The organism is Qipengyuania marincola, from assembly GCF_029688625.1.
GTDB lineage: Bacteria > Pseudomonadota > Alphaproteobacteria > Sphingomonadales > Sphingomonadaceae > Qipengyuania.
Map to the genome: position 1 here is coordinate 131,483 of NZ_JARULC010000001.1, position 26,071 is coordinate 157,553.

Annotated in this window: 25 protein-coding genes, 1 tRNA gene and 1 riboswitch; of the genes, 12 read left to right on the plus strand and 14 right to left on the minus strand. The window is 62.9% G+C overall.

The window, feature by feature from the left end:
- Nucleotides 1–53 precede the first annotated feature (53 nt).
- Nucleotides 54–1,316, minus strand: coding sequence for a mechanosensitive ion channel (locus tag P8Q88_RS00695; RefSeq protein WP_278321916.1), 1,263 nt, complete (start codon nt 1,314–1,316; stop codon nt 54–56).
- Between the two features lie 114 nt (nt 1,317–1,430).
- Between P8Q88_RS00695 and P8Q88_RS00700 the strand changes: the two genes are divergently transcribed.
- Nucleotides 1,431–2,492 (plus strand): isoaspartyl peptidase/L-asparaginase family protein, encoded by a 1,062-nt coding sequence (locus P8Q88_RS00700; protein WP_278321917.1) that lies wholly within the window; start codon nt 1,431–1,433, stop codon nt 2,490–2,492.
- 113 nt (nt 2,493–2,605) lie between these two features.
- Here the strand turns inward: P8Q88_RS00700 and P8Q88_RS00705 are convergent, their stop codons facing one another.
- Nucleotides 2,606–3,712 carry an OmpA family protein gene (locus P8Q88_RS00705; RefSeq protein ID WP_278321918.1) on the minus strand — a complete coding sequence of 369 codons (1,107 nt, stop codon included), beginning with the start codon at nt 3,710–3,712 and terminating at the stop codon, nt 2,606–2,608.
- Between the two features lie 213 nt (nt 3,713–3,925).
- Nucleotides 3,926–4,819 carry a prephenate dehydratase gene (locus P8Q88_RS00710; protein WP_278321919.1) on the minus strand — a complete coding sequence of 298 codons (894 nt, stop codon included), beginning with the start codon at nt 4,817–4,819 and terminating at the stop codon, nt 3,926–3,928.
- A 132-nt stretch (nt 4,820–4,951) separates the two neighbouring features.
- Here P8Q88_RS00710 and P8Q88_RS00715 point away from each other — a divergent pair, with 132 nt between their 5' ends.
- On the plus strand, nt 4,952–5,662 hold the full coding sequence (locus P8Q88_RS00715; protein WP_278321920.1) for a c-type cytochrome: 711 nt from the start codon (nt 4,952–4,954) through the stop codon (nt 5,660–5,662).
- Nucleotides 5,663–5,735: 73 nt separating this feature from the next.
- Here P8Q88_RS00715 and P8Q88_RS00720 read toward each other — a convergent pair whose 3' ends face one another.
- Both P8Q88_RS00720 and P8Q88_RS00725 read right to left on the minus strand, forming a co-directional pair.
- Complete coding sequence (locus P8Q88_RS00720; protein WP_278321921.1) at nt 5,736–6,395, minus strand: RlmE family RNA methyltransferase; 660 nt, start codon at nt 6,393–6,395, stop codon at nt 5,736–5,738.
- Entirely contained in the window at nt 6,392–7,597 is a 1,206-nt protein-coding gene (locus P8Q88_RS00725) for a Ppx/GppA phosphatase family protein (RefSeq protein WP_278321922.1), read from the minus strand. The genes P8Q88_RS00720 and P8Q88_RS00725 overlap by 4 nt, the downstream gene beginning before the upstream one ends.
- Before the next feature lie 179 nt (nt 7,598–7,776).
- On the opposite strand from P8Q88_RS00725, the gene P8Q88_RS00730 reads away from it, so the two are divergent.
- A tRNA-Gln gene (locus tag P8Q88_RS00730) sits at nt 7,777–7,850 on the plus strand.
- Nucleotides 7,851–7,935: 85 nt separating this feature from the next.
- On the opposite strand, the gene P8Q88_RS00735 is transcribed toward P8Q88_RS00730, so the two are convergent.
- The 3 genes from P8Q88_RS00735 to P8Q88_RS00745 form a co-directional block, all read right to left on the minus strand.
- Nucleotides 7,936–9,768: a hypothetical protein gene (locus P8Q88_RS00735; RefSeq protein ID WP_278321923.1), complete on the minus strand. Its 1,833-nt coding sequence runs from the start codon at nt 9,766–9,768 to the stop codon at nt 7,936–7,938.
- A gap of 138 nt (nt 9,769–9,906) precedes the next feature.
- Nucleotides 9,907–10,881 (minus strand): hypothetical protein, encoded by a 975-nt coding sequence (locus P8Q88_RS00740; RefSeq protein WP_278321924.1) that lies wholly within the window; start codon nt 10,879–10,881, stop codon nt 9,907–9,909.
- Nucleotides 10,882–11,190: 309 nt separating this feature from the next.
- The gene (locus P8Q88_RS00745; protein ID WP_278321925.1) at nt 11,191–14,469 is read right to left on the minus strand and encodes a hypothetical protein; all 3,279 of its coding nucleotides are present in this window, start codon (nt 14,467–14,469) and stop codon (nt 11,191–11,193) included.
- A gap of 188 nt (nt 14,470–14,657) precedes the next feature.
- A riboswitch (TPP riboswitch) is annotated at nt 14,658–14,764 on the plus strand.
- Between the two features lie 34 nt (nt 14,765–14,798).
- On the opposite strand from P8Q88_RS00745, the gene thiC reads away from it, so the two are divergent.
- Nucleotides 14,799–16,700 carry a phosphomethylpyrimidine synthase ThiC gene (gene thiC / locus P8Q88_RS00750; protein ID WP_278321926.1) on the plus strand — a complete coding sequence of 634 codons (1,902 nt, stop codon included), beginning with the start codon at nt 14,799–14,801 and terminating at the stop codon, nt 16,698–16,700.
- Between the two features lie 17 nt (nt 16,701–16,717).
- Here thiC and P8Q88_RS00755 read toward each other — a convergent pair whose 3' ends face one another.
- From P8Q88_RS00755 to P8Q88_RS00770, 4 genes are all read right to left on the minus strand, one after another.
- Complete coding sequence (locus tag P8Q88_RS00755; protein WP_278321927.1) at nt 16,718–17,602, minus strand: reverse transcriptase family protein; 885 nt, start codon at nt 17,600–17,602, stop codon at nt 16,718–16,720.
- Complete coding sequence (locus P8Q88_RS00760; RefSeq protein WP_278321928.1) at nt 17,586–17,882, minus strand: helix-turn-helix domain-containing protein; 297 nt, start codon at nt 17,880–17,882, stop codon at nt 17,586–17,588. Before P8Q88_RS00760 ends, P8Q88_RS00755 begins: the two co-directional genes overlap by 17 nt.
- A gap of 546 nt (nt 17,883–18,428) precedes the next feature.
- The gene (locus P8Q88_RS00765) at nt 18,429–19,070 is read right to left on the minus strand and encodes a DUF2726 domain-containing protein (RefSeq protein ID WP_278321929.1); all 642 of its coding nucleotides are present in this window, start codon (nt 19,068–19,070) and stop codon (nt 18,429–18,431) included.
- Nucleotides 19,071–19,346: 276 nt separating this feature from the next.
- On the minus strand, nt 19,347–19,817 hold the full coding sequence (locus P8Q88_RS00770; RefSeq protein ID WP_278321930.1) for a YaiI/YqxD family protein: 471 nt from the start codon (nt 19,815–19,817) through the stop codon (nt 19,347–19,349).
- A gap of 151 nt (nt 19,818–19,968) precedes the next feature.
- On the opposite strand from P8Q88_RS00770, the gene P8Q88_RS00775 reads away from it, so the two are divergent.
- Both P8Q88_RS00775 and P8Q88_RS00780 read left to right on the plus strand, forming a co-directional pair.
- Nucleotides 19,969–20,223, plus strand: coding sequence for a hypothetical protein (locus P8Q88_RS00775; RefSeq protein WP_278321931.1), 255 nt, complete (start codon nt 19,969–19,971; stop codon nt 20,221–20,223).
- Between the two features lie 14 nt (nt 20,224–20,237).
- Nucleotides 20,238–20,645 carry a nuclear transport factor 2 family protein gene (locus P8Q88_RS00780; protein WP_278321932.1) on the plus strand — a complete coding sequence of 136 codons (408 nt, stop codon included), beginning with the start codon at nt 20,238–20,240 and terminating at the stop codon, nt 20,643–20,645.
- 4 nt (nt 20,646–20,649) lie between these two features.
- Here P8Q88_RS00780 and P8Q88_RS00785 read toward each other — a convergent pair whose 3' ends face one another.
- Entirely contained in the window at nt 20,650–21,069 is a 420-nt protein-coding gene (locus P8Q88_RS00785; RefSeq protein ID WP_278321933.1) for a pyridoxamine 5'-phosphate oxidase family protein, read from the minus strand.
- Between the two features lie 127 nt (nt 21,070–21,196).
- On the opposite strand from P8Q88_RS00785, the gene P8Q88_RS00790 reads away from it, so the two are divergent.
- From P8Q88_RS00790 to P8Q88_RS00800, 3 genes are all read left to right on the plus strand, one after another.
- Nucleotides 21,197–21,784, plus strand: a complete 588-nt coding sequence (locus P8Q88_RS00790) for a hypothetical protein (RefSeq protein ID WP_278321934.1) — start codon at nt 21,197–21,199, stop codon at nt 21,782–21,784.
- 80 nt (nt 21,785–21,864) lie between these two features.
- Nucleotides 21,865–22,209, plus strand: a complete 345-nt coding sequence (locus tag P8Q88_RS00795) for an HPF/RaiA family ribosome-associated protein (RefSeq protein WP_278321935.1) — start codon at nt 21,865–21,867, stop codon at nt 22,207–22,209.
- Between the two features lie 184 nt (nt 22,210–22,393).
- The gene (locus tag P8Q88_RS00800) at nt 22,394–22,975 is read left to right on the plus strand and encodes a fasciclin domain-containing protein (RefSeq protein WP_278321936.1); all 582 of its coding nucleotides are present in this window, start codon (nt 22,394–22,396) and stop codon (nt 22,973–22,975) included.
- 50 nt (nt 22,976–23,025) lie between these two features.
- Here P8Q88_RS00800 and P8Q88_RS00805 read toward each other — a convergent pair whose 3' ends face one another.
- The gene (locus tag P8Q88_RS00805; protein WP_278321937.1) at nt 23,026–23,532 is read right to left on the minus strand and encodes a hypothetical protein; all 507 of its coding nucleotides are present in this window, start codon (nt 23,530–23,532) and stop codon (nt 23,026–23,028) included.
- Nucleotides 23,533–23,728: 196 nt separating this feature from the next.
- On the opposite strand from P8Q88_RS00805, the gene P8Q88_RS00810 reads away from it, so the two are divergent.
- The 3 genes from P8Q88_RS00810 to P8Q88_RS00820 all read left to right on the plus strand — a co-directional run bounded on the left by P8Q88_RS00810 (nt 23,729) and on the right by P8Q88_RS00820 (nt 26,041).
- Nucleotides 23,729–24,622 carry a hypothetical protein gene (locus P8Q88_RS00810; protein ID WP_278321938.1) on the plus strand — a complete coding sequence of 298 codons (894 nt, stop codon included), beginning with the start codon at nt 23,729–23,731 and terminating at the stop codon, nt 24,620–24,622.
- A gap of 64 nt (nt 24,623–24,686) precedes the next feature.
- Nucleotides 24,687–25,625 carry an alpha/beta hydrolase fold domain-containing protein gene (locus P8Q88_RS00815; protein WP_278321939.1) on the plus strand — a complete coding sequence of 313 codons (939 nt, stop codon included), beginning with the start codon at nt 24,687–24,689 and terminating at the stop codon, nt 25,623–25,625.
- Nucleotides 25,625–26,041 (plus strand): COG3650 family protein, encoded by a 417-nt coding sequence (locus tag P8Q88_RS00820; protein WP_278321940.1) that lies wholly within the window; start codon nt 25,625–25,627, stop codon nt 26,039–26,041. Before P8Q88_RS00815 ends, P8Q88_RS00820 begins: the two co-directional genes overlap by 1 nt.
- Nucleotides 26,042–26,071: the final 30 nt, after the last annotated feature.

The window sequence follows — 26,071 nt, forward strand, 5'->3', positions numbered from 1 at the left end:
TATTCCCGCGCCCCCCTGCGAACCGAAGTCTCGGTGTTATTATCCTTTCAGTGTCAAGCGCCCGGCGGCAGCGGATCGTCACTCTTTGCAGCGGCCTTCTTGCTGCGCGAAGGCCTTGGCGCCGAACTCGTGCCCCCTGCCGTACCGGTCCCGCGCATGCTGGTGTCCATTTCCTCCAGCTTGCGGCCGGCCCAGTCGCGTCCGCCGAGGCCGAAGGCGAGCGCCCCGGCCACCGCCAGACCGGCAACGATAATCGTCAGGATATTGGTCGGGATCATGCCGCCGATGCCCATGAAATTGATGCCCATGAACACGAACAGGACGATGGTTACCCACTTGACGATTGTCGCCGGCGTCGATGCACCCTCGTCGCCCGAGATGAGCCGCGCGAGCACGTTTGCCACGAGGAAACCCGCGGCAATTATGATTGCGCCGAACGCCACGCGCCCGCCCAGTTCGAGGATTTCGTCCAGTATGGCGGTCAGTTCCGGAAAGCCCAGGATGCGCGTCGCGGCGATGGCGGCGAACAGCACGATGGCGACCTGCGCCACGCGAGCGATGATCGCGCTTGCGCTGGTGCCTTCTGCAGTCAGGCCGCTTCCGGACAGGGCCCGGTCGACACCGAGGCCCGGAAGGATTTCCTTCAGCATCTGCGCGACGAAACGCCCGATGACATATCCGAGGCCCAACAGCACGGCCGCGGCAAGGATGTTCGGAATGGCATTGAAGATCATCCGCAGCATGTCCGACAGCGGCTCGCTGATGGACCGGATATTCAGCGTTTCGAGCGCGGCGATCGAAATCAGCAGCACGATGATCACATAGACGATCATGCCGATCGTCTTGCTGATCGCAGTATTGCCGGTTGCCTCGTCCACTCCGCCACGATTGGCCCATTTGTCGAAATTGACCGTGGCGAGAGTGGTGACCACGAGATCGCGCACGATCCGGGCCACCATGAGGCCGATGAAGAATATCAGGCCGGCGGCAACGATGCGCGGGATGAACTCCACGACCGTCTCGAGCAGGGAGTCGATCGGACCCGCAACGGTTCCAAGGCCCAGGACCTGGAGAATGGCAAGCAGGCCGAACAGCCAGATGAGCAATGACACGATCTTGCCCAGCGATGCGCCGAGCGAATTCCCGCTGCCAGTATGTCGCTGAAAGAACGAGACATTGTCGACGAGCCTCGCAAAGGCCCATTTCGCGGCCTTGGCCAGCGCCCAGGTCGCCAGCAGGATCAGAAGCGCGAGGACGGCCTTTTCAAGCACCTCCATCGCCACCCCTTCATCGAAGCGGTAGTTGCCAATTCGCATGAAACCTCTCCCCATTCTGGTTTCTGAACCGGCGGTCTATCAGCCTGTCGCAAATTTACAAAACGGGGCGGGATACTTGAGTGGATAAGTTCTGGTGCTATCCCTTTGCAAATGATGCTTTTCCGTTCGCTCGCAGCAGCCGCGCTCATCGTTGTCACGACGGTTCTCCCGCTCCCCGCCCTCGCACAGGATGACGAACCGCGCTGGTCGATCGCCATTCACGGCGGAGCCGGCACCATCCGGCGCGAGGACATGACGCCCGAGCGCGAAGCCGCCTATCGCGCGGCGCTGCAGCAGGCGCTAGATGCCGGGACCAGAATTCTTGAGGAGGGCGGGAGCGCGCTCGATGCGATCGAGGCTGCGATCCTGCTGATGGAAGACGATCCGAAGTTCAACGCCGGGCGCGGCGCGGTCTACACTTGGGAGGGTGCGCACGAGTTCGACGCTTCGATCATGGACGGTCGTGACCGCGATGCAGGCGCGGTCGCTGGCGTCACCGGCATACGCCACCCGATTCTGCTGGCGCGCAAGGTGATGACCGACAGTCCGCATGTCATGCTGGCAGGTCAAGGGGCCGAGCAATTCGCGGCCGAACAGGGCCTCGAGACCATGCCGCCCGAGTGGTTCGGCACCGAAGCCCGACGCGAGGCGCTGGAGCGGATGAAGGCCGACAAGCTCTCCGCGCTCGATGTCGATATCAAGTTCGGCACCGTCGGCGCGGTGGCGCTCGACCGGGACGGCAATATGGCCGCCGGAACTTCGACCGGCGGGATGACCGGCAAGCGCTGGGGCCGGATCGGCGACGCGCCCGTGATCGGTGCGGGCACCTATGCGGACAATCGCAGCTGCGCCGTCTCGGCGACAGGTTGGGGCGAGTATTTCATTCGTGTCGGGGTGGCGAAGTCCATCTGCGAGAGATTGCTAATGGTGCGCAACTTCGAGTCGACCAGCGCCGGCCTCAGAGCCACAGGGCCGGGCTTTGCTCAGATACTCGCGGACAGCGTCATGGACGATGTGAAGAGACTGGGCGGGGACGGCGGCATCATCCTCGTCACAGCCGCTGGCGAAACCCTCTACAGCTTCAACACAGCCGGGATGTATCGCGGACGTGCGACCAGTGCTGGCGTGAGCGAGGTGGCGATCTACGCGGACGAAGAACAGCCTTCCGACCGGTAGCCAGCATAGCACTAAGTTGCCTGGCTATTTTCAGGCAGCATGGCGCACGGGCGAACGAAAAAGGGACCGGATTGCTCCGGTCCCTCTCGGTGTTTTCGCTCTGCGAGGCGAAACTACATGCCCGAACCCGGGCCATAGGTGATTTCCACACGGCGGTTCTGCAATTCGCGAACGCCATCGGCGGTCGGAACGCGCAGCTGGTTTTCGCCAAAGGCTTCGCTCGTGATCATGCTTCCCGGAACGCCCCGCGAAGTCAGATAGTCGCGAACCGATGCGTTACGCCGTTCGGCCAGTCCCATGTTGTAGCTTGCGGAACCAGACGTGTCCGTATGCCCTGCCAGCATCACCGCAGCCGAACCACAGCTCGAATAGGATGACACCGCGTTGTCGAGGATGGTCGACGCCTCGGGCGTCAGGGTCGACTCGTCCCAGTTGAAGAAGACGATGTAGGGCCCCGTTTCGCAGACCTGGCTCTGCGGCGGAGGCGGCGGAGGCGGTGGGGGAGGCGGCGGCGGGGGCGGCGGCGGTGGCGGGGGCGGCGGCGGAGCTGCGCCGCCGAAGTTAAAGGCCACCGTGCCGAGTACCGAATGGGTGGTGAAGTCGCCCTGCCAGGCGCTCGAGCCGTTTTCGCCGCCCAGATCGAAATCGTCGATGTGGTAATAGCGATAGCGCAGCGAGACATCGATTGTGTCGGTCAGCGGTGCGCGCAGGCCGGCAATACCCTGCCAGGCGAATTCCCAATCCGCGCCTTCGAGGACGTTTACCTCGCCTGCCGGAGTGAACAGCGCCAGCTTCGGATCGAGACGGGCAGCACCGCCGCCGACGCCGAAGAAGAATTGAACCCCGTCGTCGGGTCCGAAATCGGCCAGGATATTGCCCATGATGCTGGTCGAGGACGCGTCGCCCGAAACCGCCGCACCGTCGAAGGTGGCACCGCCAACGGACAGCGCATCGAAATCGGTGTTGCGATAGGACGCTTCCACTTCGGTGCGGAATGCGCCGAAGTCGTGGCCGACGATGATTGCACCGTCATAGCCGAAATCGTCAGGCTCGATCGTCGCATTCGCACCGGTGGGCGGTGCGATTTCACGAACGTCGATGTCTTCCGCGATCAGCGGGCCGAACCCCAGTTCGACATAGGTCTGGCCATCGCGAGCGAGTGCCGGAGTGGCGAGCGCGCTGGAGCACAGCATGGCGCCGATAATTATTTTTCTTTGCATAGAACCCTCATCTATCGAATCCCGCCCCCGAACCGATAGTGTGCGTCGATACATATTGTTCCCGCATATTTTGAAAGTTTATTCGGAACTCTGTGACTTCACCCCACGAAATACCCGTTTCGTCGCGCAGTGGCGGCGATTTACGGTTCGCGTACTAAGAGTTCGGCGGCTAAGTCCGCCGCGGGAACAAGCCGTCAAACAAAAGCGGAAATATCAGCCGCGACGACGAACCTGCGCATAGCTTCCAAGTAATCGCACTTCATTCGTCTGAAAACCGAGCTCGTCGAGTGCCATATCGACCCGTGGATCGCCCGGAACGCCTTCGATGTCAGCGAAGAACTGCGTGGCAGCGAAGCTGGCTCCCTTCTGATAGCTTTCGAGCTTGGTCATGTTCACGCCATTGGTCGCGAAACATCCCAACGCCTTGTACAAGGCGGCCGGCACGTTCTTCACCTCGAAGATGAAGGTGGTCATCGCCGATTGCCCCAGCAGCGTTGCAGGGTCGAGCGCGTCTCGTGCGAGAACCACGAAGCGCGTGGTGTTATCATGCGCATCCTCGACCTCGTTCTCGATAATCCTGAGATCGTAGAGGTCGGCCGCCAGGGGCGGGGCCAGCGCGGCGATGAAGGGATTGCCGCTTTCGGCAACGAAGGCCGCCGCGCCCGCCGTGTCGGCGTGGCTCAGGCCCACGATGCCTCGCTCAGCCAGGAAATGGCGCGACTGGCCGAGCGCCTGGGGATGGCTGTACGCCGCTTCGAACGGACCTTCGCCAAGCGCCATCAGCGCGTGGGTGATGCGCATGAAATGTTCCGCCACGATCTTGAGGCCGCTTTCGGGCAGGAGGAAATGGATGTCCGCCACCCGTCCATGCTGCGAATTCTCGATCGGGATCATCGCGCAGCCGGCGCGGCCGCTCTCGACCGCCTCAAGAGCATCCTCGAAGCTGAAGCAGGGCAGCGGCAGCGCCTCGGGCGCAAACTGCATTGCCGCCTGGTGGGAATTCGATCCGGGGGCACCACCGAAGGCGATTGCGCGCTCGGGGTCTGCTGCCGCAGCAGCGCGCATCGATTCGACGAGTTCGAGGGCAGGCTTGGCGAATTGTCGCATGGTCCGCGCGATACGGGCGCGTTTCGCGCCATTCAAGCGCAATTGCACAAGCCACACTTGCGCGGGCGCGTTGCCTTCACTAGAGCGGCGCGCAACCAACAGACCAACAGTTTTCTTGCAGGCAATCACGCAATGGACGACCGTTTCAACACCGCCGCCGGCTGGGTCCTTTTCGCCGGTATCGTCGCGCTCGGCAGCTCGATCGTATCGGGCATGTATTTCCACGCCGGCTCCAGCGAATTGCCCGAAGGCGTCGAGCCCGGATATTTCGTGCAGGGTGAAGAGACGGGCGCCGGCGAGGATGCGGGCCCTGATCTCGGGACCCTGCTGGCCAGCGCCGATGCCGCGGCAGGCGAAGCCGTATTCGCGAAGTGCACTGCCTGCCACACGATCGAGCAGGGCGGGGCAAATGGCATCGGGCCGAATCTCTACGGGGTGTTCGGTTCGGCCATCGGATCGCACGCAGCAGGCTTTGCCTATTCCAGTGCGCTCAAGGAAAAGGGTGGCCAGTGGGACTGGGAATCGATGAACGCCTGGCTCGAAAGCCCGCGCGGTTTCGCCAGCGGCACGAAGATGAGCTTCGCTGGCCTGTCGAAGCCTGAAGACCGCGCCAATGTGATGGAATACATGGCGACCTTTGGCGGCGCTCCGGCCAAGCCCGCACCAGCCGCGCCTGAAGTCGAGACCGAAGAGGTCGCCGGCCAGGCTCCCGGTGCAGGTCCGGGCCCGGTCGAGGGCGCGCAGGCGGGCGAAGCCGAGGCAGCAGGCGCGGTCAGCGCGGACCAGCCGGTTCCGGGTGCCAATGCCGCGACCAACACGGGCGGCGCGACCAAGGTCGACTGATCGCCGGCACGACCAGTATTTTTCTAAGGGAAAGGCCTCGCTCCGGCGGGGCCTTTTCTTTTTTGCCGGGCGCTTAGCCCTTGAAGCCCTGCGCGATGACATACCATTCGCTCGAACCCTTGCGGCTGGCGGGCGGCTTGGCATGCTTGACGGTCTTGAAGTGCTGCTTGAGCAGCTTGAGCAAATCGCCATCGGTGCCGCCTGCCAGAACCTTGGCCAGGAAGGTACCGCCCTCGGCGAGGTTCTCGATCGCGAACCAGGCACCTGCTTCGACGAGGCCCATCGTGCGCAGGTGATCGGTCTGCTTGTGGCCGACCGTATTGGCGGCCATGTCGCTCATCACCAGATCAGCCTTGCCGCCCAGCGCCTCTTCCAGGACACGCGGTGCGTCGTCGTCCATGAAATCCATCTGGAAAATCTCGACCCCCTCGATGGGCTCGACTTCGAGCAGGTCTATGCCGACGACATGAGCCGCCGGCTTGCGCTTGCGCACGACCTGGCTCCATCCGCCCGGCGCAATGCCGAGATCGACGACGCGGCTGATCCCTTTCAGCAGGTCGAACTTATCGTCCAGCTCGATGAGCTTGTAGGCGGCGCGGCTGCGATAGCCGTCGGCCTTGGCCTGCTTCACATAAGGGTCGTTCAACTGCCGCTGCAGCCAGCGGGTGGAACTCGCGCTGCGCTTCCTCGCGGTCTTGACGCGCGTTTCGCGGTCCTTGCCGGATCGGCTCATACATCCTGCTCCCGCATCCTCTGAAGGGCGGCACGGCCCTGCTCGCCCGAAGCGTCTGCGGCGATCAGGCTGCGCAATATGCCTTCGCGAATTCCGCGATCGGCCACGCCCAGCTGGGTTGCCGGCCAGATATCGAGGATCGACTCCAGGATCGCGCAGCCCGCAATGACGAGATTGGCGCGATCATCGCCGATGCAGGGCAGTTGCCGCCGGTCTGCTTCGCTCATGCGGGACAGGCGCGCCGACACATCGCGCATCGATTGCGACGGCAGGATCAGTCCATCGACCACCCGCCGGTCGTATTGCGGCAATTCGAGGTGGAGGCTGGCGAGCGTCGTCACCGTACCGCTGGTGCCGAGGAGCCTGATCTCGTCCGCCGGGCGCCGGTGCTCCGCAATCCGCCGCGCGAAAGGTTCGAAGCTGCGCGCCACGAGCCGGCGCATTTCGGCATATCGCGCCAGCCGCCCTTCCTCGGTCCGTTCGGTATGCGGCACCGTGTCGGTCAGCGAGACGACACCCCATGGCACGCTCATCCAGTCGAGAATGCGCGGCACTGCGCCGTTCGGCTCGACCAGCACAAGTTCGGTCGACCCGCCGCCGATGTCGAAGATGATCGCCGGTCCGGTCCCGTCTTCCAGCAGGACGTGACAACCGAGCACCGCCAGCCGCGCTTCCTCCTGGGCGGAGATGATGTCGAGGACGATGCCGGTCTCTTGTTTCACGCGTTCGATGAACTTCGGCCCGTTGGCCGCACGGCGACAGGCCTCGGTCGCTACCGAGCGAGCCAGCCGGACATTGCGGCGCCGCAGCTTTTCGGCGCAGACATGGAGTGCGGCGAGGGTGCGCTCCATGGCTTCGTCCGACAGGCGACCGCTGGCGGCAAGGCCTTCACCCAGCCGTACCACGCGACTGAAGGCATCGATCACGGTGAAGTCCGCGCCGCTGGGGCGCGCGATCAGCAGGCGGCAATTGTTCGTGCCGAGATCGAGCGCAGCGTAAGCCTGGCGGTGGTGCGGGTGGTTGCTCGAGCGTGACGGCGCAAAGGCTTTCGCAATTCCCGCGTCCGCTCCGGCACGGGCTGCCGTATCACGCATGTCGGGCCGGGCGGGGCGCTTGTAGCGGAAATCGGCTACCTTGCCGGACGTGCCGCCCCGTTTCGTTCCAGGCCCCCTTGAGATGTCCGGCGGAGGATTGTCCGCCATGGGTAAGGGCTTTCTTCTTCCTCCCATGTCAACCAGCGGACACGGGGACTTGGGCGCGATGCTAGCGGCCAAGCGGAATTGGGGCAAGGGGCGGGGTTGACCTCGCGCAGCCGCGAAATTAGATGGCCGACCTCTCCCGCGGACGGGTTTGCGATTCTGTCCGGTCCGGTGAGCGATGATGCCCCGTCGTCTAATGGTAAGACTACGGACTCTGACTCCGTCAATTGAGGTTCGAATCCTCACGGGGCATCCAGTTTTTTCCTGCTCGCCTATCGTCCGCGTCTGCGAACTCCGTGCAGCAAGTCGCGCCCTGGCCAACGGCGCTCGCGCAGGAAGGCTCAGTTCGTCGTGGGCGTGTATTGCACCGCGAACTGGTCCTGGCTGTCACGGGCATGATCGCCTTCGCTGTTGCCGGTATATTGCGCCGCCATGATCGCCAGAGCGGTATCGATCGCCGGCGAGGTCGCGCCGCTGGCCTTGGCGAGCATCAGGCTGTCGTAATACTGCATGGTCTGGTCGGTCGTGTGCGGCTCTCCGCTATGCGGGCGGTCGAACCGCAGCCACATTGTTGCGGCATTCGATGCCTGGCCCTGCATCGCATAAAGCTCTTTCCAGTCGCTGTAGTAGACCGGAGCCTTGCCTGCCTGCCTGACGATCTGCGGATACCCCACGGCGAACACCGGGGATGCGGCGATGCGGCGCGCAATCTTCCGTTCGACGAAGACATGCGCGAGGTCGCGCCAGGCCGCCTCTCCCGTCAGGCGATAGAGGTGGATGAGCGAGAAGGCATTGTAGTCTTCCACATTGCTGATCGGGCTGGGGCTGGCGGACTGGAAGAACTCCGACGGCAGAGTCGTCCCGAAGCGCAGGCCCGGCCCATCGGCAAAGCGCGCGGCCAGCATCTGGCGGATGTCGTCCAGATTGGGTTGGAAGAAGGTCTTGGGTAATAGCCATTCGGGCACATTGGTTGGCGTTGCCGCAACGGCCTGCGCGAAATCGCGCATGCCCCACGCCAACTCTCGCGAAGCGCGGCGGAACTGTCGGCCGTCGGCACCGCGCTCGGCAGTCCAGGTCTGGTTGAGCGTGGCTGCGGCGAGGAATTGCTGTTCCTCGATGAGGTAGGGATCGGCTTCGTCGGCCCCGCCCTGCATCACGATCTTGCCCCAGACCGCATTGCCGCGATGGGCGGTGTCCATCACCCAGCCCTGTTGCGCATCAAACAGGTAATCGACTTGCGCGGAGGACGGATTGCCATTGCCGTAATAGTCGCGCAGCCCCACGTCCTTGAAGCCCGCGAGCCGCGGCGTCACGATACGCCCCTCATCGTTGCGCACATGTACCGGAATGGCCGCATGGGTTTCTGCCGCCAGCATGGCGGAATCCATCCATTGCCGGGCCTGCGCATCCTTGCCCTCCAGATGCTTGCGCACGGCGCGTGCGAACCATTGATGGTTGAGCCCGATTTCCGCCCGGGCGCCCGTGGTGCCGAATGCGCGGAGAAAACCCAGATCGCTGAGCGGCGCGTTCGTCACGGGGTGCTGCATCTGGGCGATCGAGCCCTCGACCGTCAGCGGATTGAAGCGGTGCCGCATGATCCAGCCCCGCTCTATCGCAGTGTCGATAAAGGCCAGTGGCTTGCGCGGCCACTGCCTGCTTTCCACGCGCCAGCGTTGCCAGGGGCCGTGCGGACGGTTGATAGCGGTCTCGCTCGTCGCTCCGATCGCCGGGTCCTCGATCCGCACCGTATAGGTGACGGGAACTGGCGCAGTCCCGAACACACCGGGCGTGCGGTTCTCGATTACGTAGCTGGTGTGTGGCTTGCCGTCGGCCAGGCCGGTGGTGCGCATCCCGACCAGCCATAGATTGCGCCCGATCGGCTTTTCGAACCGGTCGGTGACGAGATCGCCCCTGACTAGCTGGCCGCCCATGCGGATCGCGGCGTCATTCGCGCTGGCAAAGCCGGTCTCTCCGGCAAACCGGATGGCGACCGACACCTGCTGCGCCCAATCCTCGGCGGAAATTGTGGCGGTGCCCGAGCCCGGAGCGGGTGTGCCTGGTTGGGAAACGGCAGGCGGCGCTGCTATCGCCGCAGGACTGCTGGCGCCGTCGCCCCCGCAGCCAGCAAGCGCGCCGCACATGGCCGCGACCGCGCAAAGCCGTTTTCCGGCCATGACAATTTTCGTGAAACCCCGCATGCGCCCCTTCCATCCCGGCAATCCCGTGATCGGACGCGTGAGGTTAATTTCAGCTTTCACGCAATGGTTGACGCGACCGATCGTGTGGTGCTGTCGACGCATTGCGGCGGGACGCTACCGGCTGTTACCTGCGCCGCAATCGGGTGCCTCGCTGAGAGCCCGGACGAGCGTCTGGCGGTGCATGCTCCCCGCGCGCGCCGGGGCCAGAGCATAGATCTCCTGCAACAGCATCCAGTCGCACTCCGACATTCCGCGAGGTTTCCTGTCGGCAGGCGCATCGAAAAGCGCAAGAATGCTGGCAGAATCTCTCGCTACGTCACGCGGGTAGATTTCGGCCAGTGCGTGCAGTGCAATCAGGTCTGCCACGAGATCGACCTCGTAGCCTGCCGCCAGATCGCGATCGACAATGATCATGGCCGCTTCAATCGCTCGTGTGCCATCGGTCTGGACGCGACTGGAGAATTGGCCGGTGGTTATCGGCGCGTCGTCCTTGTTGGGCAGCATTCCACTCCAGCTGACACTGTCCATCGTGACGCTGGCGGGTTGTTGACCGATCGCCTGACGCCCCATGCGATCGCGCCAGCCGGTCCGGTACCACGCCCGGACTGGCGCAGATTCGCCAAACAGAACCTCCTCATAGAACCCCGGCACTTCGGCAAAGGAGCGCGGCCGACGGCTGCGTGTCGCATCGACCAGCCGGACGGCATCGAAGGAGAATGCGATATTCACATTGGTCGTACACGACGAACTGTCCTCGATTTCGAGATCCAGCTTTCTCGCATGAGCGCTGATCCGGTCCATCACCATCGTGCGGGCCGGCTCCTCGATGCCGATAACAGAGACGCACAGCGAATTCCGCCAGCGCGCGATGGGCCGATCACCGCGAATGGCACCGCTGGTGCGAACGGCAGACCGCGCTTCCTTTCGGGCTGCTTCGTCATTCCCCCGTTCGCCTTCGACCACGATCGGATCGTTCGCGGGGTCTGGTTGGCTTGCTGCAATCGAGGTCGAACTCGCAGCTGCCAGCACCGCGATGCAGCGGAGGGCTTCCTTGTTCCATCCGGTCATTTCATCACTCCAGCGAGCCACGAAACGGCTTCGTACAGCATATTTGCCAATCGGCGTAGGCCTCTGGCTTGGACCGGTCAGGAGCGGCGGCACCGCAGCTCCCCTCTTCAAATGACCACCCGGCGTCTATCGTTCGTCTATCCCCGGGGGCGCCGCTTGTCCCCGGGGGGCGCCGCCTGCCCGAACGGGCTAAGCCGAGAGGTGGGTTTCGCGCAGCGCAGGTCAGGACTTCAGAAACCGGTGGTTTGAGAAGGCCCTGACCGCACCAGGCGAAACCCAATATGCTCAGTGCCGGGAACGCGGGGTCCCGGCGGCTATGAGACTCCTACGTCAGAATTCGCCGGCGACGCCGATGGTGGCACCTGTGTTCTGGCCGCCCGAATGGCTCACACTGGCCATTACAGCGAAGGGGACGTCGGTCTTCAGGCGATGGGTTAGGCCAAGGCTGAAAGCGTATTCGCCTCTGAAAGTCGCGCCCTTGCCCATATAGCTGGTCCGTCCGCCTTCCGAAGGCATCGGTGCGTCCGCTTGGGCCATCGCCGCAGCGATCCCGGCCCGCGACTGCTCGCTCAGCTCTTCGATGCGGAAGTTCGCTTCGAGGAGGCCCCGTTCGAGCAAATCGACCCGGTTCGTGACGACGCCTAGTTGCGTATTGATCAGGCTCGTTTGCGCCGCCAGCGTTTGCACCTGTTCCGCCACACGAGCGACGCTGGCAGCCGAGGCAAAATTACCACGGCCCAGTGTCCCATTGGCGTCTATTGTGACAGCATCGACCGGCCCCACCTGTACCAAAGTCGACGATGCGATATCGGCGATGACGACGGCGGTTCCGGACGATCCAAGCATCACCTGGTTTGCGGCTGTTGTCACCGCCCCGGCACCGACGGCCGTGGAATTCGCAAAGGCTGCGCTGGATCCGGTGCCGATGGCCGTGGCGTTTCCTCCCGATGCAGAGCTCGCTGTGCCTACCGCGGCGGCGTTCGCACCGCTGGCGGAAGTCTGATAGCCGAGCGCCATCGCACCGCCACCGGTCGCCTGGGCATCGCTTCCCAGCGCAATCGCTTCGTTACCGGTCGCAATGGCAGCCGGGCCCGTCGCATTAACCTCGATATAAGCCAGTTCAGCAGCCCCGGCAGCGACGCTCGTTTCGAGCGCGCCTATGCGTCCCGTATTGTCGGAGATCGCGGCGGTGTTGGCCGCGATGGCCACGGTGTTGTCGGCAATGGCGCTCGTGTTCGTCGCTATTTGCGCCGTATTGGTCGCAATCTGCGCCGTGTTGGCAGTTGCTTGCGTATTTGCAGCATCAGCCAGCGCAAAGGCGGCATCGGCGCGCTCCTGTGCGGCCACTGCCGAACCGCCAGCACTTGCGATGGCAGTGTTGACCTGTCCTACGGTTGCGGCGTCGCTATCGGCGATGCCGTCGGCGATATTGACCAGGCGCCGTTCATTTCCGGCGCTGCCGAAGGACGCGGTCATGGCTTCGGTGGCGACCGAACCGCTGCCGAGGGCCAGCGAATTGACCGCCTCTGCACCTGTCGAAGCATCGGCGCCAAGCGCGACTGCGCCTTCGGCCAGCGACACGGCCCCGGTCCCGTCGAAGTCCGCGTCTCCCCCAATCGCTATGGAGCCTACGCCACCGGCGTTTGCGGCGACACCGCCGGCAAAGCCAAGCGCATTGGACGAGGCGACCAATCCGATCGCGACGCCCGCGGTATCGGTGACGTGGCTACCGGTACCGATCGCGACGCCTCCGGTTCCGCCGTCTGTCGTTGCGGCAAAGCCCATCGCCACAGAATAATTGCTGTTGGCGCTGGAGCTGCCGCCGACCGATATGGCGGCAAAGCCATTTGCCTGTGCACCCGCGCCGACGGCGTCGATATCGACATAAGGATTGCCTGCTGTAGCGACCCCGGCCAACGCCTCGTTGAGTTGCGCCACGTTTACTGCGTCCGTATCGGCGGTGCCGGCAGCGACATTGGTGATCTGACGTTGACCACCGAAGTCGGAGTTGCCGACTGAGACCGAATTCGCCCGGTCGGTGCGCGAATTGGCGCCCAGGGCGACCGAATTGTCGAAATAGGCACCTGCGCTAGAGCCTATGGCCGTCGTGTTGTCCGCGCTCGCGATCGCACTGCCACCAATCGCAGTCGAGATGAATCCCGATGCCTGTGCGGCAACCCCGACGGCAACGGTGTTCACGTTGCTGGCTGCCGAGAGCGCACCGAGAGAAGTGGAATAGTCGCCGTCGGCATAGGCGAACTCGCCGATTGCGACCGTGCCTCCGTCCACCGCGCTGCTGGCGTTGCCCAGCGCGACGCTACCGAAACCATCGGCTCTGCTATCAGGACCGATCGCAATCGCATCTGAGCCGGTTGCTTGCGCAGGTCCACCGAAGCTGTTGATGTCGACGTAATTGCTGCCCGCGGTAGCCAATGCTGCATTCAGCTGGTCGAGGTTTACCGCATCGGTGCCTTCCGTTGCAGCAGCGACATTGGTGATCTGGCGCTCGTTTCCGAATTGACCCACCGAGACGGTGTTTTCGCGCGAGGCATAGCTCGCAGCTCCAAGCGCTACGGAGTTGCTTGCATCTGCATAGGCTCCCGTGCCGACGGCGGTCGATGAGCCGGCGAGCGCGGCACTGTAAGCGCCTACCGCTGTCGAGAAATCATTGAAGGCAGTCGAGTAATTGCCTTGCGCCATGCTGTAAAACCCGTCTGAATAGGCACCTGTCCCCATCGCGGTAGAGCCGAAACCCGCCGCCGTCGCATAGGTGCCGAACGCCAGCGTGTCCTGTTGCTGGGCCGCCGCGCCGAAACCGAAGGCGTTCGAGCTGAAGCCATTGGCGCGCGAACCCGCACCCACGGCCACGGCCTGGTCGCCAAGCGCTTCGGCGTTGAAACCGAGCGCCGTATTCATGAACCCGCTGCGTGCGAAGCTGCCCACGGCGGTGCCCATCTCGTCGGCCACGCTGTTGCTACCGAGTGCCAGCCCATAGGTCCCGGTGGTCAAGGAGTTGCTGCCAAGCGCGATCGATTCGAAGGCATAGGCTTGTGCGAATTGGCCGATTGCGACCGCATACTGGTCGAGCGCATAGGAGCTCAGACCGATCGCAATGGCATAGTCGCTCGAAGCGAAGGCGTAGGACCCGAGAGAGACGCTGCCAGCGCCGCGGCTGACCGCGCCCGCGCCGATTGCCACGGATTGTACGCCGCTGGCTTCCGGCCCGACGTAGCTGACGCTCGCGCCGCTTCCGAGAATGCGACCGCCGATAGCGACGGCATAGTCCGCGGCTACCGCGTCGCTGCCGACCGCAACACCGTTTTCGGCTGCATTGCTCTCGCTTCCCACCGACGTTCCGTTCGCAGCCGCAACGGACCCGGCACCAACTGCCGTTCCGCCAGAGCCGGTCACTGTCGCGGAGGTGCCGCAGGCAAGACTGGTGCCGTCGCTAGGTGACAGCGCGCCACCATCGGTATCGGCGCTGTCGGTCGCCGTATTGTCGGCGTTCGTATCAAGCAGACATTCTTGCGCCCGACCAGTCGAGGGGATGGCGGCAAGGGAAGTGCAGAGCGAGATGATACTCGCAGCAATCAGAAAACGATTCTTCATGGGCTTTTGCCTTAGAGACAACGGCGCGACACTATTGTGCGCCGGCACGACAAATTACTGTGCAATTTTGCACCTAAAAGTGTGAAAATGCGCAAAACGCTCTCCTCGCGACTGAAAATGACGGAATCTGGTATTTTTGCCGCACTGCCCCCGTCCGCTCGACAGCGACGGTAATTGCGCCTATCCCCAACATATCCCCGGGGAGCCGTTTGGCTGAGAGGCAGGAGTAACGCCCTGCGACCCGTCGAACCTGAACCGATTAGCATCGGCGGAGGGAGTGGAGCGGCGCCAGAATACCGCTCTTCCTCCGCCTTATGGAGAGAGCACGCATGGCCGACATCAACAGCAAATTCGACATCGGCGTCACCACCGGGCCCATTCGCGGCAGTCGCAAGGTCCATGTCGGCGCCAAGTCCGGCAGCGGCGTGCAGGTCGCCATGCGCGAGATCGATCTGGAGGGCGGCGAGCCTAGCGTGCGCGTCTACGACACCTCCGGTCCCTACACCGATCCCGACGCGACCATCGACATCCGCAAGGGCCTCGAACAGAAGCGCCGCGAGTGGATCCTCGCCCGCGGCGATGTCGAGGAATACGACGCGCGCGAAGTGAAGCCCGAAGACAACGGCCAACTCGGTCCCGATCGGTCGGGCGGCGTTCCGGGCTTCCCCAATGTCGCCAAAAAGGTGCTGCGCGCCAAGCCCGGGATGAACGTGTCGCAGATGCACTATGCCCGCCGCGGCATCATCACGCCCGAGATGGAATATGTCGCCGAGCGCGAGAACCTTGGCCGCGAGATGCTGCGCGAGGAAGCCGCCCGCCTCACCGCGCGCAATGACGGCCAGCCCTGGGGTGCGGAACTGCCCGATTACGTCACCCCCGAATTCGTCCGCGACGAGGTGGCGAGGGGCCGTGCCATCATCCCCTCCAACATCAACCACCCCGAAACCGAGCCGATGGCGATCGGGCGCAATTTCCTCGTCAAGATCAATGCCAATATCGGCAACTCCGCCGTGGCATCGGACGTGGCGAGCGAGGTCGACAAGATGGTCTGGTCGATCCGCTGGGGCGCGGACACGGTGATGGACCTCTCGACGGGCCGCAACATCCACGACACGCGCGAATGGATCATCCGCAACTCGCCCGTCCCGATCGGCACCGTGCCGATCTACCAGGCGCTGGAGAAAGTCGGCGGCATTGCCGAGGACCTGACCTGGGAAATCTTCCGCGACACGCTGATCGAACAGGCCGAACAGGGCGTCGACTATTTCACTATCCACGCAGGGGTCCGCCTACCCTATGTCCCGATGACCGCCAAGCGTGTCACCGGCATCGTGTCGCGCGGCGGCTCGATCATGGCGAAATGGTGCCTCGCGCATCACAAGGAGAGCTTCCTCTACGAGAAGTTCGACGAGATCACCGAGATCATGAAGGCCTACGACATCGCCTATTCGCTGGGTGACGGCCTGCGCCCCGGCTCCATCGCCGACGCCAACGACGAAGCCCAGTTCGCCGAGCTCTATACGCTTGGCGAACTCACCAAGCGCGCCTGGGAACAGGACGTGCAGGTGATGATCGAAGGCCCCGGCCACGTGCCGATGCACAAGATCAAGGAGAACATGGACAAGCAGCTGGAGGCGTGCGGCGAAGCGCCCTTCTACACGCTCGGCCCCCTCGTCACCGATATCGCGCCGGGGTACGACCATATCACCAGCGGCATCGGCGCGGCGCAGATCGGCTGGTACGGCACCGCCATGCTCTGCTACGTCACGCCGAAGGAGCACCTCGGCCTGCCCGACCGCGACGATGTGAAAGTGGGCGTGGTGACCTACAAGCTCGCTGCCCACGCCGCCGACCTCGCCAAGGGCCACCCGGCCGCCAAGGTCCGCGACGATGCCTTGAGCAAGGCCCGCTTCGAATTCCGTTGGCGCGACCAGTTCAACCTCAGCCTCGACCCCGACACGGCCGAGCAATATCACGACCAGACCCTCCCCGCCGAAGGCGCCAAGACCGCCCACTTCTGCTCCATGTGCGGCCCGAAATTCTGTTCGATGAAGATCACGCAGGAAGTGCGCGACTTCGCCGCCAAGCAGAACTCGGACAGCTATCTTGCGAGCGAGAACATCAAGCGCGAGACCTCTCAGCAAGAGGCCGAGGAAGCGCAGAAGGGCATGGAGGAGATGAGCGAGGTGTATCGGGAGAAAGGCGAGAAGTTGTATTTGCCTGAGGGGTAACTCCGATAGTAGTGAAGCTACTGGCGCTTCTTTTTACTGACGGCTTGTACCTGATACTCAAGGCTCTTGGCTCTCGCGATGGCGCGCGCCCTTTCCTCCTCGTCCGCTGTGGTCGATGCGGCTAGGCGCGCATCAAGCAATTTCCGATAATGGCGGTGAGGGACCATTGCCTTGCCGGAGCCGACCATAAGGCCCGTGACTTCAGCAGGTCTGCCATGCCTGCGGCCTTCTTTTCGTTTCGAGTAATTGTGGCCATGGCGGTGTAGCACGCCTTTGACTTCGAAGACCAAAGCTTCAGGGACTTGTTCTCCCGATATCGTTATATCATCGACATAGAGCGACATCTTGCAATCAGCAGCGACTACCAAAGTTTGAATTTCATTCCACATGTCGAAAGCGCTGTAAAATGAAAGGATTGGGCTAGCTGGACTACCTTGCGGCAGATGTCCGTTTCGACATGTCAGGCCTGTCAAAAGGTGGGCAACATCGGGCTCACAGCGAAGATGTTGTCGGAAAAAGGCATAGACGGATTTCGCCAGGCAGTTTCCGAAATAGTCGTCGATATCGAGAAGTTTAATCGTCTTCGCTGATTTGTGGACGAATGCATTCTCGAGATAAGATTTGCCCTTCACCGGACTAAAAAGATAATCGGGAGGGGCCACTCGCTGCAGCAGGTCGCCAATCCGGCGCTGTAGCTCTTTCAAGTCGGGCCGCGGGGCTTCAATTAGACGCGTGCCACCAGATCGCTTCGGCTCCCGCCATTCGCGGTATAATTCAGGCTTTGCAGCGCGGCTGGATATGTAGGGAAGTGATCGGTTCAAGCGGGAGGCAAGCTGTCGCCTGCTCTTCAGGCGGTATAGTGCGCACTGATGTAACGGATATGGCTCAAAGGGTTTCTTCATCGATTCTTGTAAGAGCGAGCAAGATCTTTCGGCCAAATTTTTGCCTTGCCTCCAAGTCCGCGGAGCTCTCATTCGCCGAAAGGTTCTCCGCGAAAAAAAGCAAAGATGATGTGGGAACCCCAATTTCGCCCGCTATCGCGCGCAATATCTTCTGGCTTGGCTCTCGCGCACCCGATTCGATCTGAGAGAGATAACCGTTGGTGACGCCAATGCTCGCTGCCAACTCCTTCTGGCTAATACCTAAAAAACTTCGTGCAATTCTAATTGCTTCGCCCAGCATTCTTCCGACCTTAGGTTTCCAAGGTGTGTGAAAGTGGAGATCTAGCTTCCGTCGCCGAAATTCCGTTCAACCCAACGCGCAATGCGAAAGATTGCCGGTGCAACTGTGAATACCAGTCGCAGCAGGGTGGGAGACTTCAAACAGCGAGCCGTAGCCCTCCTCAGTCTTTTTTCCCACCTCTTCAACCTCCGTCGAAACCGGTCACGTTCCTTATCCATGATAAGTTCCCTTCTGCAGACCACGACGGAATTGCCGTGGGGTCGCCACCTGCAGTGGGATTGGGGGTCTCGACTTTACTCTCAACACCACACGCGACAGGTCGCCGTCGCGTGTGCTCTCTCCGTCTGGGGTCCGCCCCTTAGCCGGGAAAGTGGTAGAGAACCTTGCGGTCCTCCGCGCGCCTAGTGGCGCTAAGATAAGCGACTCATTCTCCTTTCAGTGACTGTCCTCAAAATAGCAGTCGCCTGATCGGGCGCAAGAGCAAAATTGGCTCTATGTAAAACTTTTTTACTAAGAGCTTGGGTCCGGGGACAGTGTAACGAACCGCTAACCCGCCGGAACCAGCTTCTCTACCAGCGCCCTGAGTTCGCTCGGCGTGGTGTGGCCGGCGACGATCTCGTGATAGCCTATGCCCGCCTTGCGCAGCGCTTCCTTCTTCACCGCATCGCGCGCGGCGGCGCAATTGCCTGCGTGGTGGCCCGAGCCCTGGTATTCCAGCGCGTGGACCACGTGGGCGCGGTCGTCCATCAGGGCGAAGTCGACGCGCTTTGAATTGACGGCGAAATAGGCGCCCTCGTCTGGGCTGGTCAGGAATTCGCCGAGCGAAACCTGCGCCATCACCTGCCATTTCGGGTTCATGGCGATCACCGCCTTGTCGAGCGCCTCGAACACCTTCGCCTCCGACCGGTTCAGCAGCGACCGCGATGTGAAGTCCGACCGCGCGACGAGCTTCAATTGCTCCGCGGCAAAATCGGCGCGGCTGGCCTCTGGCTCCTTCACCGGGCGCAGCGCCGGCTTGGCTTTGCCACCGCTGCGCTTCGCCGCATTGCGCCCGCGCCAGTAGGCCTTGCGCTTCTCCGCATCGGCTTTCGCCGTTACGCGCTCGAAGTATACGCCGATCACCGCGCCGAGGAATAGCACGATGAGCAGGACAAGCGGGCGGTCGAGCAAGTAATTCACCGTTTCCATAGCGGGAATTCTAATTCGGAAATTCCTAAAGAATAATGTCGGTCACTTAAGTGTCGCTGTTCACGAGTCCCAACTTCAGGTTCGCGCCTGTTCAGCCTTTCCTACTCCGCCCGAACCTGTTGTCTTGCGGTCCATGTCCGCGCTCCGCCCCTTGCCGAAGCCTGTCCCCGAGTGCCCGCACACCCCCGCGAACTTTTTTGCCCCTGGACAGTGGTCCATGCGGTCCATGTGATGGGACTGGCAGGAGGCAAGTCCTGCAATTGTCCTACACGCCGCTCAGGCCCTTGCGAGCTTCACCAGCACCCGGTCCAGCGCCTGCAGGAAGTTGGACCGGTCCGCCTTGCCGAACGGCGGCGGGCCGCCTCCGGCTGCGCCGAGGGGGCCGTCCATTCCGGCGCGAAGGTCTTCCATGATCGCGCGGGTGGCGATGGCGCTGCCGATGCTGGCGGCGTCGAAGGGCTTGCCGTCGTGGCGCAGCACGGTGGCGCCCGCCTTGAGGCAGCGTTCGGCCAGCAGGATGTCGGCGGTGATCACCACGGTGCCTGGGGATGCGTTCTCCGCGATCCAGTCGTCGGCGGCATCGAAGCCGTCGGAGACCACTACGCGCTTCACCCGCTCGCTCACCGGCACGCGGAAGGGGCTGTTGCTGACCACGCGGACAGGGGCCCTGTGACGCTCCGCCACGCGATAGACCTCCTCCTTCACCGGGCAGGCATCGGCATCGACCAGGATCATGGGCGCAGGCATGGCCCCCCGCTAGCCGAAGGGAGCGGCCCGGCACAACCGTGCGGTCCAACCCGCGGGAATTGGCGCGGACCGGGACTTCGCGGAAGGGGCGGCTTCGTGATATGCTCGCCCCAGTACCCCGCCGACCCGCAAGCCCTAGAGGAGACCCGCCATGTCCGTCCGCAGCCTCACATCCATCGCCGCACTCGCTGTGCTCGCCGCTGCTGCCCCGGTCGCGGCGGACAACCATGCCGAGGCGAATGCGGCCCCGCCGGGGGATGCCGACACGCGCTATTGCATGCGGGTCGAGCCGGTGACGGGCAGCCTCGTCGAGCGCATCATGTGCATGACGCGAAAGCAATGGGCGCAGCAGGGCGTCGATCTTGACGAGGACTGGCCGCGCGAAGGGGTGCGGGTCGAGGCTTGAACAGGGGAATAGGAATGAGCAACGAAACCGAAACCAACCGCGCGCTGATCGCCAAGGCCTATGACGGGCTGGCCAAGGGCGACCCGACACACTTCACCGCGCTGTTCGCCGAGGATATCGAGTGGCGCGTGATGGGCTCGTCCGCCTGGTCGAAGCACCTGAAGGGGCTGGAGGCGGTGAACCGCGACCTCGTCGGCCCTCTGTTCGCGCGGATCGACGGGCCCTACCTCACCACCGCCGAGCTCATCCTCGCCGATGGCGATCGTGTGGCGGTGATCGCGAAGGGCGATGCCGCGACGGTCGACGGCGGGCGCTACGACAACGATTATTGCTTCGTCTTCCGCATGAAGGACGGCAAGATCGTCGAGGTGCGCGAGTATATGGACACAATCCTCGCGGACCGGGCGCTGGGAACGGGATAGGCGCTCAGGGCGTCAGTTCGCCCTGCTCGCGGCCGTCCCACCAGGCGATGCGCTTGGGGCTCACTTCGATCAGGATCAGGCCGTCGGTATCGAGGCCGTTCTCGAACCACTTCTCGAGGTCGGGCACCCAGTGCTTTTCCAGCGTGTCGCGGTCGCGGTGGAGCTTGCCGGTGCCCTGGACGGCGCAGTAGAACTCGCCGCTGGAATAGGTGGCACCGCACTGGTCGGAGCGTTTGAGGTCATCGTCGATCCGACCATCGTCGGTGGCGAAGTGATATGTGGTGCCGTCGCTGGCGCTGACGTCCTTGTTGTTGGACATGGGGCGCGCGGCGATCGCGCCCTCGCTGCCGGTCTTGGTGACCAGCATCGCGACGTCGATGCTCTTGAGTTTGGAAGCGATGTCGGAAAGCGTACGGTCTGCCACGGGGTCTCTCCTGAATGAGTGTCAGCTGTCCTTCCCCAACGGCAGCGAGGCGAGATGGTGCCGGAGTTTCGGCGCTGCCGGCCCTATGGTGAGGGTATCGCGCGCGCCTCGATGGTAGAGAGGGAGCATGACCGACTACCTCATCGTCTTCGCCGTGGTACTGGGCGTAAACCTGATGCCTGCGTTCGGACCGCCGACCTGGTCGATCATCGCGCTGTATGCTTTCAACACCGAGCTTGATCTCGCCCCGCTGGTAGGCACGGCGGCGGTGGCAGCCGCGACAGGACGGTTCACCCTGGGCCATGCGACGCGGGCGCTGGGCACGCGCTTCCTATCGGACAAGGTCAAGGGCAATCTCGCTGCGGCGCGCGAGGCGATGGAACGGCGACGGCGCAATGGCATCCTTGCGCTCGGCCTGTTCGCGCTGTCGCCCGTGCCGTCTGCCCAACTGTTCGAAGCCGCGGGTCTCGCCCGGCTGCCGCTGCTGCCCTTTACGCTCGCCTTCTTCGCCGGACGGATCGTCTCCTATACGATCTATGGCCTGACCGCGCAGGGCATCCGTTCGACCACAATCGGCGAAGTCTTGCGCGAAGAACTGTCGAGCCCATTCGGTATTGCGCTGCAGATCACAATGCTTGCCGGACTGGTTTTCCTGGCGCGGATCGACTGGGCAAAGCGATTGGGCTCACACTCTGATCGGGAGCCGGTCGAGTGACATCGTCAGTCCGCCGAAATGCGGGCACCAAAACCCCGGGCTGAGCGTTGGATAGAGACATTTCGAGAGGAGGATTTTCCATGCAGGTCCAGTTCAATTCCGACAGCAGCGTGATGGGCACCGAAAACGTCGCAGAGCGGATCGAAGCTGCGGTAAGAGAGAAGCTGGCTCGGTTCGAGGGCCGGCTCACGCGCGTCGAAATTCATGTGCGCGATGAAAACGGTGCCAAGCATGGTGCGGACGACAAGGCCTGCACCATCGAAGCCCGTCCACGTGGCGGCAAACCGATCGGCGTGACCGCGAAGGCAAGCAAGGTCGATGATGCCGCGCGGATGGCGGCCAATACCTTGGCCCAGCGGCTGGAACGCAATTTTGGCAAGGAGGCGAAGCACAGCCACGATCCGCGGCCCGACAAGGTCATGTGACTGGAGGTCAGGGCCGCCAAGCGCTTCGTCGCTGGCAGGGCAACGCTTCGTCGCGGATCACCACCGTTTCGCCATATTCCTGCCTGAATCGGAAACATCCGCGCGACCGCATCGTTCGTATCTGTAAGCGGCGGCCATGAAATAGGGTCGCCGGCCGACACTCTCACAACCAAAAGGGTAGATTATGAACAAGATGACAATCGCGCTCGCTTCGGCGGCCTCGCTCGCCATTGCAGCCTGTGCCGAACCGGCGGAAGATACCGCCACGATGGATGAAGACGTTGCCGCTGCCGATCAGATGGCCAACGAAACTGCCGAAGCCGGCACCATCGTCGAAGTCGCACAGGGCGATGAACAGTTTTCGACCCTCGTCAGCGCTGTGACCGCCGCAAATCTGGGCGATACGCTGTCGGGCGACGGACCGTTCACGGTCTTCGCTCCGACCAATGACGCTTTCGGCAAGATCCCCGAAGCAACTCTGACCGAGCTGACGACGAATGACACTGAAACCCTCGGCAACATCCTGACCTATCACGTGGTCGAAGGTAACGTCGATGCGGCCACGCTGACCCAGGCAATCAACGAAGCCGGCGAGGGCGGGTACACGATCAACACCGTCAATGGCGGCACGCTTACCGCGATGCTCGATGGCGGCAATGTTGTGCTGACCGATGCGACCGGTGGAACCGCAACCGTCACCGCGACCGATGTGCAGGCGTCGAACGGCGTCGTCCATGTGATTGATACCGTGCTTATGCCGCAGTAATTCTGCGAAATAGCGTATGCGAAAAGGGCGGCCCTTACGGGTCGCCCTTTTTAATTGTGTGAGAGGTCGGATGTATTTTGCGTTGGCTTCGCATTCTGCGCTGGCTTGTCGGCTTCCCGAGGTTCGCTTTGGAAATCGTCGGCACCTTGGTCGGATATCGACAAGGCTGGCCCGCTGGCCAAACGCTCTATTTCGGCATCCGAAATCATGTTCGTGTAGTCCGCGTCAAGCGCGACCGCTTCTGGCGTGTCGTCCCAGATCAGCTGCCGGTCGCGCAACCGTCCATGAAGCGCGAGTTCGGAGACTGGCACGACGCCACTCGGGGTTTCTAAATCATAATGGTCTGGAGGACGGTCGCGCTGTTCCCGGTAAGCAGGGGGCGAATAGAGGATCGGTTCGCGATCTCCAGCCACCGTGGGAATTGCGTCCCGCTGGGCAAGGATCGGGCTCTCGCCGATCACCGAACCGCTCAGCGCGCCCAAGCCCGCGGCACCCAGGATCGCGCCGGCGAAGACGTAGCCAGCAAGGCGCGCGGGAGTTTGAACACGGCCTGACATGTCCGATCAATCGCTCAACGTTGTGCGAGGTTCCACGGGTGCTCTTGGGATCTTTACGCGGTCTGCTCTTCACCTTGCTTTAACCGCGCCCTTGAACCGGGCCGCAATGGTTCGTTGATTAGGTTAACGGAGTGCTAGGCAAGCCTTGGCGTCGAGCCGCAAGCCGGACGTTTGGGGAAAGAAGCGAGAATACATCATGCATGAGTTGCAGAACCGGTTTCTGGCTGCCGATGGCGAAGCGAAGTGGGAGGCGGAACTTCGCGGCCTGTTCGAATCGCACCGGCTGGACGAGGTCCACGACATCTTGGCCGCGGCACTCGCCGAACTCGACAGCGACTTCGGGCGAGTGTGCCTCGCCACCCTGCCTGAGACGGTTTCTATTGCGGGTTGGCCTGAGCTTGTCGAAGCGATCCAGGATCACGAAGGCGAGGCGATTACCGGCGTCACTCTTGCGATAGCGAACGAAGCAGACCGGGCCTTCGAAAAAGGGCAGTTGCACCATCCGTTCATGATGCTCGGGCTGTATACGGACGAGGGTTTCGTCTTCAGCGATGCTTCGCGCACGGACCTGATCGCCCAGACTTCGGCCGAGGACGGGCCGGAGTGGGCTGGCTATGACGAAGACATCGAAGTGCATCTCGACATAGACGGCCTCGATCGGCTCAACACCGCCCTGCTGCATCACAAGCAGCGCCACTATTTCCGCGAGCCCGGTGCAACCGAAGCACCCCTGCGCTACGTCGAATATGTACTGGGATGCTGGTGGCGCGCGCTTCTGTTCCAGCAGGCGGTGGCGAGCGAATGCGCGATCCATGGCCTGCCGGGCGGCATTCCCGTGGTGGCTGGCCTGGTCGATATGCGACCGGAAATCGTTGCGGTGCATGGCATTGGCGCGCGTACGCCCGATGCCCAACGGCAGGTTCCGGCCAAGGAATGCGCCCCGATCCTGGCAGCGGATTTCATCCAGTTGCGAACGAGCGAAGAGGTGGCGGAATTGACCGGCTCCGATCTGCGTCGCCGCGTTGCCGAAACCGGTCAGGTGCCCGAAGAGCCGAAACGCGGCCTTCTGGCGCGGGTCTTCGGTCGCTGACCACCAGACCGTGCAAGGCGAGCCTTGCCCTGCTCCGATACTGCGGTAAGGCTGACGACCAGCTTTGACCATCCGGAGTTTCATGGCCAGCCTGCGCGCCCGCCTCGTCAATCTTGCTCTGCCGCTGCTCGGCGTAAAACGCTTCTTTTCCGAGCCTGACAGGCTGGAGGAGCGTATCGCCGCCCTGCGCAAGAAGACGCCTGTCCGGCCGGGGCGCGCCCTGCAGAAAGAGTTCGCGATCGAGGAGGACGGAAGGCGCGGCTTTCCCGTGGTCACGATGGCGCCGCGCAACGGTCTCGCTGACGGGGCGCCACACCTCCTATACTTCCACGGCGGCGGCTACGTCATGCCGATATCGGCCTTCCACTGGAACGCCATCGCGCAACTCTGTCGCGATCTTGGGGCATCGGCGACGGTCCCGCTTTATCCTCTGGCGCCCGAAACGAAAGCTATCGAAACGCTTGATCTGATGCGCGGCCTCACGGAGGATGTGATTACGGCTTCAGGTTCGCGCCCGGTGATAATGCTGGGAGACAGCGCTGGCGGGGGAATGGCATTGGCGTTGACCCAAATGCTCTTGCAGGACGGTGCTCCCATGCCCGCATCGCTGGTGCTGTTTTCTCCGTGGCTGGATGCAACGGCCAGCGACCCCCGACAGAAAGACATCGAAGGCCGGGACCGAATGCTCGCCGTCGCGGGCCTCGGAGCCTGCGCCGACCTGTTCCGCGGTGACCTAGCGCGGGACGATCCGCGCATCAGCCCGCTTCTCGGACCGTTGGATGGCTTGCCGCCTGTCGCGATCTTCTCGGGCACGTCCGACATTCTGCTGGTGGATGGTCAGCGGTTGGGTGCCAAACTGACTTCCCCTGATGCGGCTGAGCACGTCTATTTCGAATATGACGGCATGTTCCATGACTGGATGCTGCTACCCGTGCCAGAGGGCAAGGCGGCTCTCGACCAGGCGGCTGAGTTCATTCGCCGCCATAGCACGGGGGAACCGTGATGCGTTCTGCATTCGCTTTCATTATCGCGACAGGCTTGCTGGTCGCGTGCCAGCAAGAGCAGACCACTCGGGAGCCGGCCTATGACGGAATAGATCCTGCCGAGACGATCCGGTTCACCGGCACCGAGCCTTTCTGGAATGGCGAGATCATTGAAGGGATGGCTCGCTATAGCACCCCCGACATGCCCGATGGCAGCAGTTTTCCCGTCGAACGCTTTGCTGGGTTGAATGGGGTCGGCTTCAGCGGCGAGCTGCAGGGCGAGCGCTTCGACCTGACCATCACGCCCGGCGAATGTTCCGATGCAATGAGCGATCGCAGCTATCCGTTTACGGCCACTTTGCTGGTCGGTGACGAAACGCGGGAAGGCTGCGCCTGGACGGACCGAAAACCCTATTCCGATCCCGAAAACCCATAGGCCGACCAGGCACGATACAGGTTCTTTCCC